Origin of the sequence: Methylobacterium sp. WL103, from assembly GCF_008039885.1 — a bacterium.
In the GTDB taxonomy this organism is placed as follows: domain Bacteria; phylum Pseudomonadota; class Alphaproteobacteria; order Rhizobiales; family Beijerinckiaceae; genus Methylobacterium; species Methylobacterium cerastii.
The window spans coordinates 1-10,395 of record NZ_VRUX01000106.1 but is presented as its reverse complement, the minus strand read 5'-3'; the positions used below and the strand labels follow the sequence as shown (position 1 = coordinate 10,395).

The 10,395-nt window shown below is 68.9% G+C and carries 12 protein-coding genes and 1 pseudogene; 6 read left to right on the top strand and 7 right to left on the bottom strand.

Translation table 11 applies throughout. The features are described from left to right. Nucleotides 1-351: SDR family oxidoreductase (locus FV222_RS09335; RefSeq protein ID WP_147813974.1), on the top strand; the 351-nt coding region annotated here is incomplete at its 5' end. Between the two features lie 5 nt (nt 352-356). Continuing rightward, entirely contained in the window at nt 357-1,991 is a 1,635-nt protein-coding gene (locus FV222_RS09330) for a cryptochrome/photolyase family protein (protein WP_147813972.1), read from the top strand. 7 nt (nt 1,992-1,998) lie between these two features. Here FV222_RS09330 and bcsS read toward each other — a convergent pair whose 3' ends face one another. Continuing rightward, nucleotides 1,999-2,703: a cellulose biosynthesis protein BcsS gene (gene bcsS / locus FV222_RS09325; protein WP_238270770.1), complete on the bottom strand. Its 705-nt coding sequence runs from the start codon at nt 2,701-2,703 to the stop codon at nt 1,999-2,001. Between the two features lie 29 nt (nt 2,704-2,732). On the opposite strand from bcsS, the gene FV222_RS29475 reads away from it, so the two are divergent. Both FV222_RS29475 and FV222_RS09320 read left to right on the top strand, forming a co-directional pair. Beyond that, nucleotides 2,733-2,954, top strand: a complete 222-nt coding sequence (locus tag FV222_RS29475) for a hypothetical protein (protein ID WP_187277278.1) — start codon at nt 2,733-2,735, stop codon at nt 2,952-2,954. 126 nt (nt 2,955-3,080) lie between these two features. Next, on the top strand, nt 3,081-3,683 hold the full coding sequence (locus FV222_RS09320; protein ID WP_147752932.1) for an exopolysaccharide biosynthesis protein: 603 nt from the start codon (nt 3,081-3,083) through the stop codon (nt 3,681-3,683). Nucleotides 3,684-3,714: 31 nt separating this feature from the next. Here the strand turns inward: FV222_RS09320 and FV222_RS09315 are convergent, their stop codons facing one another. The 3 genes from FV222_RS09315 to FV222_RS31860 are packed head-to-tail and all read right to left on the bottom strand — an operon-like array spanning nt 3,715 to nt 5,581. Next, nucleotides 3,715-4,539 carry a metal ABC transporter permease gene (locus FV222_RS09315; RefSeq protein WP_147761457.1) on the bottom strand — a complete coding sequence of 275 codons (825 nt, stop codon included), beginning with the start codon at nt 4,537-4,539 and terminating at the stop codon, nt 3,715-3,717. A 35-nt stretch (nt 4,540-4,574) separates the two neighbouring features. Further along, complete coding sequence (locus FV222_RS09310) at nt 4,575-5,450, bottom strand: ABC transporter ATP-binding protein (RefSeq protein WP_147813970.1); 876 nt, start codon at nt 5,448-5,450, stop codon at nt 4,575-4,577. After that, nucleotides 5,447-5,581: a hypothetical protein gene (locus FV222_RS31860; RefSeq protein ID WP_281406880.1), complete on the bottom strand. Its 135-nt coding sequence runs from the start codon at nt 5,579-5,581 to the stop codon at nt 5,447-5,449. The genes FV222_RS09310 and FV222_RS31860 overlap by 4 nt, the downstream gene beginning before the upstream one ends. A gap of 149 nt (nt 5,582-5,730) precedes the next feature. Here FV222_RS31860 and FV222_RS09305 point away from each other — a divergent pair, with 149 nt between their 5' ends. Next, nucleotides 5,731-6,231 carry a Fur family transcriptional regulator gene (locus FV222_RS09305; RefSeq protein WP_147752916.1) on the top strand — a complete coding sequence of 167 codons (501 nt, stop codon included), beginning with the start codon at nt 5,731-5,733 and terminating at the stop codon, nt 6,229-6,231. Nucleotides 6,232-6,450: 219 nt separating this feature from the next. On the opposite strand, the gene FV222_RS09300 is transcribed toward FV222_RS09305, so the two are convergent. Beyond that, nucleotides 6,451-7,956: an exopolysaccharide biosynthesis polyprenyl glycosylphosphotransferase gene (locus tag FV222_RS09300; RefSeq protein WP_147761387.1), complete on the bottom strand. Its 1,506-nt coding sequence runs from the start codon at nt 7,954-7,956 to the stop codon at nt 6,451-6,453. Nucleotides 7,957-8,565: 609 nt separating this feature from the next. Then, complete coding sequence (locus FV222_RS09295; RefSeq protein WP_147752914.1) at nt 8,566-8,904, bottom strand: antibiotic biosynthesis monooxygenase; 339 nt, start codon at nt 8,902-8,904, stop codon at nt 8,566-8,568. Between the two features lie 407 nt (nt 8,905-9,311). Here FV222_RS09295 and FV222_RS09290 point away from each other — a divergent pair, with 407 nt between their 5' ends. Beyond that, the gene (locus tag FV222_RS09290) at nt 9,312-9,725 is read left to right on the top strand and encodes a helix-turn-helix transcriptional regulator (RefSeq protein ID WP_147761386.1); all 414 of its coding nucleotides are present in this window, start codon (nt 9,312-9,314) and stop codon (nt 9,723-9,725) included. Between the two features lie 58 nt (nt 9,726-9,783). On the opposite strand, the pseudogene FV222_RS09285 reads toward FV222_RS09290, so the two are convergent. Further along, nucleotides 9,784-10,395, bottom strand: a pseudogene (locus tag FV222_RS09285) (cobyrinic acid a,c-diamide synthase); the annotation flags it as partial.

Genomic DNA, 10,395 nt, shown 5'->3' with positions numbered 1-10,395 from the left:
GTGCTGTTCTCCACCGTAGCGGTGGCGCAGGGCTTTCCGGCGCATGCCTCCGTCGCGATGGCGAAGGGCGCGGTCGAGGGCCTCGCCCTGTCGCTGGCCGCCGAGCTCGCGCCGCACGTGCGCATCAACGTGGTGGCGCCCTCGCTGACCCGGACGCCGCTCGCGGCCGCGATCACCGGCAACGCCACCCTGGCGCAGGGTATCGCGGTGATGCATGCGCTCCAGCGCCTCGGCACCCCGGAGGACATCGCGGGGCTCGCCGCCTTCCTCGTGTCGGCCGAGGCCGGCTGGATCACCGGGCAGATCATCGGCGCCGACGGCGGCCGCTCGATGTTGCGGACCAAGGGCTGAGGCGCTTGGCTCCACAAAAGTCGGCCCCGCGAAAGTCCCCTCGCGCCAAGACCCTGCGCTTCGTCCTCGGCGACCAGCTCAACCGCCGCGTGTCGAGCCTCGTCGACCTCGACGACGGGGACGTGGTGCTGATCGTCGAGGTGATGGCGGAGGCGACCTACGTCCGCCACCACAAGCAGAAGATCGCGTTCCTGTTCTCGGCGATGCGCCACTTCGCGGTCGAGCTCGAGGCCGAGGGCATTGCCGTCGACTACGTCCGCCTCGACGATCCCGGCAACACGGGCAGCTTCACCGGCGAACTCGAACGCGCGGCGGCCCGGCACGCCCCCACGCGGGTCGTGGTGACGGAGCCCGGCGAGTGGCGCGTCTGGGCGATGATGCAGGACTGGCGCGACGACCTCGCCGTGCCGGTGGAGATCCGCGACGACAACCGCTTCCTGTGCCCGCGGCGCGAGTTCGCCGACTGGGCCGGCGACCGGCGGGCGCTGCGCATGGAGACGTTCTACCGCGGCATGCGCCGCCGCACCGGGCTGCTGATGGACGGCAAGGAGCCGGTCGGCGGCCAGTGGAACTTCGACGCCGACAACCGCAAGAAGCTACCGAAGAACCACGCGGTGCCGAACCGCCTGCGCTTCGCGCCGGACGCGACGACGCGCGAGGTCTTCGCCCTCGTAGAGCGCCACTTCGCAGGGCATTTCGGCGACCTCGACGGCTTCGGATGGCCGGTGACCCGCGGCGAAGCCCTCGACGCCCTGAAGCACTTCATCGCCGACGGGCTGCCGACTTTCGGCGACTACCAGGATGCGATGAAGGCCGGTGCGCCGTTCCTCTACCACGCGCTGATCTCGCCACCGCTCAATGCCGGCCTGCTCAACGCGGAGGAGGTGTGCCGCGCCGCCGAGCGCGCCTACCGCGAGGGCGCCGCGCCCCTCCATTGCGCGGAGGGCTTCATCCGTCAGATCCTCGGCTGGCGCGAATACGTGCGCGGCCTCTACTGGGCGCGGATGCCGGCCTACGCCGAGACCAACGCGCTCGATGCGACACGCGACCTGCCGTGGTTCTACTGGTCGGGCGAGACCGAGATGAACTGCCTGGCGCAGGTCGTGTCCGAGACCCGGGCGCACGCCTACGCCCACCACATCCAGCGCCTGATGGTGACCGGCAACTTCGCTCTGCTTGCCGGCCTGGCGCCGGCCCAGGTCGAGGAATGGTACCTCGTCGTCTTCGCCGACGCCTACGAGTGGGTCGAGCTTCCCAACGTCCACGGCATGGTGCTGTGGGCGGATGGCGGCGTGATGGGCTCGAAGCCCTACGCGGCGTCGGGCGCCTACATCAACCGGATGTCGGATTACTGCGGCGCCTGCCGCTACGACGTGGCGAAGAAGGCCGGACCGGACGCCTGCCCGTTCAACTACCTGTACTGGAACTTCCTGATGGCCAACGCCGACCGGCTCGAGGGCAATCCGCGCCTCGCCATGCCCTACCGCTCGCTCGCCAAGATGACGCCGGCGCGCAAGGCCGAGATCGCATCCGATGCGGCCTCGTTCCTCGACGGCTTGAGCGCGGACGCGCCGTCCGCGTCACGTGCGATTCCCGATGAGGCCGGTAGGCGCTCGAAGGATCAGCTCCGCATCTTCTGATATCGGCCTATCGGAGCGGGCTCCAAACCGACAAAGCCACGTAGGGGCTCGGCCGCCGTGCGTTGCTCTCGATCTGGACGCCGCCCGAGACGCGAAAATTGTAGGCGCTGATTGCGAAGTCGGTGGCGTGGAGCCCGACGTTCCACTTCGTATAGCCGGACCGGTCGGCGTAGAGGCTGGCCTCCGGACCGAGGTAGGCGCCCCAGGCGCGATAGCCGAGGCCGATCCGGGACCAGGCCGAATCGCGGGCCGAGCCGAGCACCAAGGTGGCCTGGACCAGGGTCTCGTCGGTCGGGCGCGCCCAGACCTCGCCGTGCAGGCGCAGGCCCCACTGTACCGGCAGCGTCGCCTCGCTACGGCCGTCGATCAGGGCCTCGATGGCGCCTTCGGGGCCGGCGTAGAGGGCAACCACGCCCCATTCGGAGAACCATTGATAGCCGACCAGCGTCGCACCGAGCGCGGTGTAGCGCGACAGGCGCACGGGCCCGGACGTCGATGCGCAGACGCAGGGCGTCTCGTTGCGCCGTCCCCCGCCGACGCTCGCCAGCACGGCGAAGCCCGGGCGATCGAGCCTGTCGAGCGCGACCTTGGCGCCGACCGATAGGAAGTTCGCTGCGCCCGCATCGAGGCTGCCGAACAGGAGGGTGTCGACCTCGCCCGCGCACGCCGTGGAACATCCCGGCGCTGTGACTGCGAGCACGAGGCCCGCCACGCGCGTAGCGATCCACCGCCGTCCCGTCGATGCAGCCGGGCATCTCAACGCCGCGCCCCTCATTCAGGAACAAGATCTCAGTCTTTCGACGCGACGATGATGATTGTCGCGTGACCCGCCGTCTTCTCGATTCCGTTGCGGGCATCATTTCGGGGATGATCTGTTGTGGATTTATCAACCTCATGGGCGTCGAATTTACTTCAAGTCGGCAAATGCGTAAGCCGAGCAACTTGAAAGAAAATGTTCTTTGAGGTGGGTTTGCCAGCCTATCAACGATCGACGTCCGACGCGCTCGCACGGCCGCGGGGAAGCGGCGCTTGGCGGCGGTGCGGAACTCGGCTAGAGCCCGCGCCGGGACAGCAACCTGCGGCCACGTTTTGTATTCCGGTGCCCGAACGTCCGACGTCCTCACGGTTCTCGCCAACCAGGAGGGGGACCGCCTGACCGTCGGCGACATCGTCGCGGTCTTGCGGGATCGTGCCTTCGCGCTGCTGGTGGTGCTGCTCGGCCTGCCGAACTGCCTGCCGATGCCGCCGCCGATCCCGCTGGTCTGCGGCCTGCTGCTGCTCCTCGTCGCGGTGCAGATCGCGATCGGCAAATCCTCGCCTTGGCTGCCGAAGGCGCTGCTCGGGCGCTCGGTCGCCCGAAAGGACGTGGAGCGCGCGGTCAAGCGCGCCGTGCCGGTGTTGCGGCGGCTGGAGCGGTGGTCGCGGCCGCGGCTCAGCGTGTTCGAGACGGCGCTCGGCATGCGCGGCATGGGCATCGCGCTGCTGACACTGTCGCTCGCCCTGATCGTCGCGGCGCCGGTGATCGGCCAGATTCCCCTCGGCCTCGCGGTCTGCCTCGTCGGCCTCGGGCTGGTCGAGCGCGACGGCATCCTGGTGCTGGTCGGGCTGGGGATCGGAAGCCTCGGCGTGCTGCTTAACGCCGGCTTCGCTTACGCGATCGTCGCAGGGATCATCAGTCTCTTCCACCTCTGAGCCGAAACGCTCCGAATCGCATCGCTTGAGTTCACGCCTCGAGGTGTCTCGGCTTGACGAGGCGGTAGAGCAGACCGCCGCGCGGGCCGGCCAGCATCGACACGAGATACAGGGCACCCGCCGCCAGCACGATCGCCGGCCCGGTCGGCAGGTCGAGATGGTAGGACAGGCTGAGGCCGGAAAAGCTCGCCAGCACCGCGATCAGCATCGAGGCCGGGATCAGCGTGCCGAGGTCGCGCGCCCAGAACCGGGCTGCGATCGCCGGAAGCAGCATCAGGCCGACCGCGAGCAGGGTGCCGAGCGCCTGGAACCCGCCGACGAGGTTCATCACCACCAGGCCGAGGAAGGCGTAGTGCACCGGGCCGCCGCTGCGACTCACCGTGCGCAGGAACAGCGGGTCGACGCATTCCATCACCAGCGGGCGGTAGATCAGGGCGAGGCCGAACAGGGTCGCCGTCGCGATGCCGCCGAGCAGCAGCAGCGCCGGGTCGTCGAGGGCTAGCACCGTGCCGAACAGGATGTGCAGCAGGTCGATCTGCGATCCGCGCAGCGACACCAGCAGGACGCCGGCGGCGAGCGAGATCAGGTAGAACGCGGCGAGGCTCGCATCCTCGCGGATCACGGTGGAGCGTGTGACGAGGCCGGCGAGCAGCGCGACAGTGAGCCCGGCCACCAACCCGCCGAGCGTCATCGCCGGCAGCGACAGGCCGGCCACGAGGAACCCGACCGCGGCGCCGGGCAGGATCGCGTGGCTCATCGCCTCGCTCATCAAGCTCATCCGGCGCAGCATCAGGAACACGCCGACCGGCGGCGCCGAGATCGACAGGGCGAGGCAGCCGACCAGCGCCCGGCGCATGAAGCCGAACTCGACGAACGGCGCAACGAGATCGATCACGCCGCAGTCTCGCGCTGTTCGGTGGAGGCCGAGTGGTGATGTCCATGCCCATGCCCGTGCTCGTGGGCATGGGCGTGGTCGTGCCCGCCTCCCGGTGCGTCGAGCCCCGCCGCGGCGTGAGCGTGGTCGTGGGCGCAGATCGCGGCATCCTCGTCCCAGGCCTCCGACAGGCGGGTGGCGCGGGCGAGGTTCTGCGGCGACAGCACCGACGCGGTCGCGCCCCAGGCCACCGGCTCGCGGGCGAGCAGCAGGGTTTTTGGGAAATGCGCACGCACCTGCGCCAGGTCGTGCAGGGCCGCGACGATGGTCCGGCCCTCGCCGTGCCAGGTGCGGATCAGCGCGATCAGGTCGTCGGTGGTGCGTGCGTCGACCCCGGTGAAGGGTTCGTCGAGGAGGATCACCTGCGCGTCCTGCAGGATCAGGCGGGCGAACAGCGCCCGCTGGAACTGCCCCCCAGAGAGCGTCCCGATCGGGCGCGCCTCGAAGCCGGACAGGCCGACGGCCTCGAGCGCCCGCTGGACGGCGCCGCGATGGCCGAGCAGGCTGCGCCAAGCGCCGGAGCGCCGCCACAGGCCCATGCTGGCGAGATCGAGGACACTCAAGGGGAAGCTGCGATCGATCTCGTCGGCCTGCGGCAGGTAGGCGAGGGTGCGCGCCGGCATGCCACGCAGGATCTGCCCGTCGAGGCTCGGGATGTCGCCGATCAGCCCCTTGAGCAGGGTCGACTTCCCGGCGCCGTTGGGTCCGACCAGGGCGAGCAGGTCGCCGCGGCGGATGGTGCCGTCGAGGTGATGCACCGCCGGATGCCGGTCGTAGCCGAGCGTCAGGCAGTTCAAGCGGATGTCGCCGGGGGTCGGCGCGCCCGCACTCATGTGCCGAGCGTCCAGGCGATCGCCAGCCACAGCGGCCCGGCGAGCGCGGCGGCCAGGCCGAGGCGGAACGCCAAGCCGCTGTGGAACAGCGACGCGGACGAGGGAGCCGGCGGGCGTGATCTGGGTCTCAAGGGAGGCGATCTTGATCGAGGGGCGCGAAGGCCGGGCGTCGATCCGTTGCCCGGACCGGGTGCGCGGCCTATAATCTCCGGTGATACACTGTAACACCGGCAGCGTTCAATCGCGGTCGGGACGCCAAGGCTGGGACGCAAGGAGCGGAATGCACGACCACGCCGGGCACGAGGGAGGCGCGTGCGGGGCCGACCACGCCGCCGCGACCATGGCGCGTGCCGAGAAGCTCTGCCGCGACCGCAGCCTGCACTTCACCAAGCTGCGCCACGACGTGCTCCAGGCCGTCGCCGAGACCGGCAAGCCGATGGGGGCCTACGACATCGCCGAGCGCCTCAGCGGGCCCGAGCGCCGGGTGGCGGCGGTGTCGGTCTATCGCGCGCTCGACTTCCTCACCGAGAACGGCCTCGTCCACCGCATCGCCAGCCGCAACGCGTTCGTCTCCTGCGCGCACGAGCACGGCGCCGGGGAGGGGCTGGTGTTCCTGATCTGCCGAAGCTGCGGCGGCATCGACGAGACCACGTCGCCGGAGATCGAAGCCGGGCTCGGCCGCACCCTGGAGCGGGCAGGCTTCCGCCCCGCGAGCCGCATCCTCGAAGTCGAGGGCGAGTGCGGCGCCTGCCATGGGCGACAGGGCGACGACGCGCATTGAGGGAGACGGCCGGCGGCGGACGATGCGCTCCCTTCCCACCCACCACCTCATCCTGAGGTGCCGCGTCACCGGCCTCGAAGGAGGTCTGCAGAACGCGCACGATCCCTGGAGGGCTCCTTCGAGGCTTCCGCTTCTCGTCCGCACCTCAGGATGACGTGGATGGTAGGATCAGCCGCCTGACAGGAGTCAGCGCCGCCGAAAATCAGACCCTGGAAACGCTCAGAACGCGTTGCGATAGGCGCGGCGCGAAAACACCGTCTGGAACATGATCTGGATGTCGAACCAGATCGACCAGTTGTCGATGTAGTGCAGGTCGTGGGTGACCCGGCGCTCCATGTCGAGATCGGTCAGCGTCTCGCCGCGCAGGCCGTTGACCTGCGCCCAGCCGGTGATGCCCGGGCGGACGTTGTGGCGCCGCGCGTAGAGCGCGATGCGTCGCTCGAAGCTGCGATCGTGGGCGAGCGCGTGCGGCCGCGGCCCGACGAGCGACATCTCGCCCTTCAGCACGTTGAGGATCTGCGGCAACTCGTCGATGTTGGAGCGGCGCAGGAAGGCGCCGACCCGGGTGATCCGCGAATCGTTGCGCGAGGCCTGCTTGAACACCGCGTCGGATTCCACCTTCATGCTGCGGAACTTGAACACGCCGAAGGGCTGCTGGTTGAAGCCGTAGCGCTTCTGCCGGAAGAACACCGGGCCGGGACTGTCGAGCTTGATCGCAACCGCCACCGCCGCGAGCAGCGGGCTCAGTGCAAAGAGGGCGATGGTGGCGAGCGTCACGTCGAGGATGCGCTTGAGCAGAACCTCGGCAATGCTCAGGGGGCGGCGCCCGATGTTGATGCCCGAGAGCCGGCCGACGCGGGAGACTTGCATGTCGGGGAAGCGGTCGAGCACCGAGCCCGGGCGCAGGTGCAGGGCCGCCGGCACCCGAAGGAACGCGTCGATGCAGCGCTCGACCTCGGCGGTGTCGGCCCAGGGCACCAGGATGAAGACGTCGTCGGGTCGCAGGAACCGCACTACGGAGACCGCGAGGTCGAGGTCCTCGGACATCTGGGCGTGGCGGGTCGCCGCGTCGGCCCGGGTGTCGATTCGGCGGAGGTAGCTCGTGCCGACGACGCGCAGGCCGAGGGAGTCGGCTTCGTTGCTGGCGTAGAAGCGGGCGATGTCGTCCTCGAAGCCGACGAGGTGGACGCGGCTGACCGAGCTGGAGGCCGGCGTCACGCCGCGGCGCACGAGGCCGATCATCGCCGCGTGCGCCAGCATCAGCGCCGGCAGGCCGCAGACGAACAGGGTCAACGCGACGACGCGGGAGACGTCGTTGGTAGTCTTGGTGATGAAGCCCACGACCAGGGCGGCCGCCCACGCGACCAGCCACAGGGCGGCGCTGCGCTGGAGCGACGCCTTCTGCGCCAGCATCGCCTCGATCGCGTATTCCTCGCGCAGGGCCGAGGTCGAGACGATGACGAAGGCGAGGAGTCCCGAGAGCTGCAGGCCCCAGCTCGACGACAGCGGCATCACCTCGCCGTTGAGGATGTAGAAGTAGCCGTATTCGATCACCATCGCGGTCAGAACGATCGACAGCATGTCGATCACCGCCACCGAGGCCGAGATGCCGACGCGGAACGCGTCCCGGCTCCGGCGCGGCAGCAGGGCCGCCCAAACCGTGCGCCGCCGCTCGGCCGAGGTCGGCAGCGGTTGGAAGGTCTCGGGCAGACGATCTTGAAACATCTGGCGCGCCATGTTCCGAACTGAACCGGACAGTGTCCCGAAACGACGCACATCGTGGGTCGCATCGAGCACTCTTGGACGACGGAGCAAGCGTAGGGCCGTGATCACGACGCCCGTGACCTTGCGCTAGACTCTTTCGCCATAAGACGCCGACCGGCGCGTCGCAACGTGAGGAAACTACCGAGAAGACCATTTCCCTAAGTTAAGAACGCAAAAGGAAATTGATTATCGTCGTTACCCTACGGATTCGGTGGGGAATGCGTTTCGCGCTCACGCTTCATATCGTCGTGATGATTTGGAAAACATCACTTCGCAGTAGTCAGCGGCCGCGCGGGTCCGCAAGTCGCGTGACGACCCGGCGGCTTCGACGGGGCGCGCAGACTTGCGTGCATAAGGGGATGAGAGCGGACGCCGAGGGCAGGTGAGGCTTCTAGTGAGAGCGGGCTCGACTCCGTCAAAGCCGTGTTCGAGAGCTTGAAGACTTGGCATCGGCCCCGACGGGCGAGTTCGTCCACCGGCCAGGCACAGTCCAAGCGAAGGCTCGGCTAAATCGAAGACTTGGCTGCATCGAAGCCCCGGCCCGCGTGCGCGGAGGCCGGGGCCGCGCGATCATTCGGCGGCGACGGCGTTCTCGGCTCCGCCGACGGTCTGGATGGTCTCGAAGCCCTCGAACTGCGGATGTCCGAGATAGAGCGGCTTCGTCGTCGGCACGCGGCCGTGCGCCTTGCGGAACTGCTCGGAGCGGGTCCAGGCCTCGAAGTCTGCCTTCGAACGCCAGATCGTGTGCGACGCGTAGAGGATGTGGTCGTCCGCCTCCGGTCCGCGCAGCAGGTGGAACTCGACGAAGCCCTCCATCTCGCCGAGGTGGCTGTCGCGCCCGAGCCAGACCTGTTCGAAATCGGTAGCGGAGTCCTTAACGACTTTGAAACGATTCATCGCAATGAACATCAACATCTCCATGATTTGATGGCGTCCGGCCATCGTTCCGAAGTCGGACTGCCGGTCTGCGTAGTTCCCACCCAGGGTTGCGGCCGGACGACGACCGCAAGTCGAGAACTCACTTACTATAGTTTTAGCGCGGGCATGAGGCGGGTAAGCGCGAACGCGGTGACAACCGCCCTGCTGGAACGATCTAAGCTTGCATTCTCGTTTAATTCGTGTCCTAGTTGTTTTTGTTGAAGCGCTCGGGTGGGTAGCCCTTCGCCCTCGCCGGGCGTCGGCAGGGCACCGTCAGGCGCGCGCGAGGCAGGTGGCGGCCTGCGTGACTGGGTGTCAATCGTCCGAGCGGCGGCAGAACCGCGCGAGGATGGCGGTGCGCCCTAAGTTGTGGCCGCGAAACAGGACTGTGTCCGACGATGATGCCGAAACAGACCACCGACGTCGACCGCCTCGTCGGGCTCCGCATCACCGCCCTGCGCAAGGCCCGCGGGTTGAGCCAGACGGCGCTCGGCACGGCGGTGGGCGTCACCTTCCAGCAGGTGCAGAAATACGAAAAGGGCCAGAACCGTGTCGGCGCCGGGCGCCTGCGCGAGATCGCCCGGCTGCTCGACGTGCCGGTCTCGGCCTTCTTCGAGGAGAAGGACGAGGGCGCGGCCCCGAAGGAGGACGTGTTCGGCTTCCTCAGCGCGCACGGCGCGATCGAGCTGCTGCGCGCCTACGCGCTGATCGAGAACGACCAGATGCGCCGCGACGTGCTCGCGATCGTGCGGACGGTGGCCAAGCTCGGTCAGCCGCAAGCCGACGTGGCCGAGGCCGAAGCCGCCGAGTAACGCGATCTGATGGGCACCACGGGGGCGCGGTCCGCTGCGGCCTGCGCGGCGGTCCGCGTCAATCCTCCAGCGCGATCAGGTGGAAGAACGTGCCGGTGACGCGGCCGCGCCGATGCCCGGCGAAGCCGAGGTCGGTTCCTTCCGCATCCGCGACCCGGCAGAACGCCTCGTCCTCCGCCGGCGGTGGGGTGAGTTCGGTGGCGTAGTGGAACTCGTGGCCGACGAGGCGCAGCCCGGCCGGCCCCAGCAACCCGTCGCCGATCGGGTGGGCGACGCGGTATCCGAGATGGAGCTTGCGGGCCTTGTACGAGGTCGCGACCGGCAGCAACCCCGCCATCGGATGCCGGATGCCGGCGGCGTCCTCCAGGCTGTCACCCAGAACCATGTAGCCGCCGCACTCGCCGTGCACCGGCCGCGTCTCGGCGAAGGTCCGTAAGCCGTCGCGGAAGGTCGTGGCTGCGGCGATGCGGCCGGCATGCAACTCCGGATAGCCGCCGGGTAGCCAGCATACGTCGCAGCCGTCGTCCGGCGCTTCGTCGGCGAGCGGCGAGAACGGCACGATTTCGGCGCCTGCCGCCTGCCAGCCCGCCGCCTGATGCGGGTAGAGGAAGCTGAACGCCGCGTCTGCGGCGACCGCGATGCGCTGGCCGGGCGGGCAGGGGAGGGCGCC

Coding starts and splice junctions, on each gene's coding strand:
- FV222_RS09295 (WP_147752914.1), bottom strand. CDS start 8,904: ATGTTCATTGCGATGAATCGTTTCAAAGTCGTTAAGGACTCCGCTACC.
- FV222_RS09300 (WP_147761387.1), bottom strand. CDS start 7,956: ATGTTTCAAGATCGTCTGCCCGAGACCTTCCAACCGCTGCCGACCTCG.
- FV222_RS09315 (WP_147761457.1), bottom strand. CDS start 4,539: ATGCGCCGGGCGCTGGTCGGCTGCCTCGCCCTGTCGATCTCGGCGCCG.
- FV222_RS09310 (WP_147813970.1), bottom strand. CDS start 5,450: ATGAGTGCGGGCGCGCCGACCCCCGGCGACATCCGCTTGAACTGCCTG.
- FV222_RS09305 (WP_147752916.1), top strand. CDS start 5,731: ATGCACGACCACGCCGGGCACGAGGGAGGCGCGTGCGGGGCCGACCAC.
- FV222_RS09290 (WP_147761386.1), top strand. CDS start 9,312: ATGATGCCGAAACAGACCACCGACGTCGACCGCCTCGTCGGGCTCCGC.
- FV222_RS29475 (WP_187277278.1), top strand. CDS start 2,733: ATGCAGCCGGGCATCTCAACGCCGCGCCCCTCATTCAGGAACAAGATC.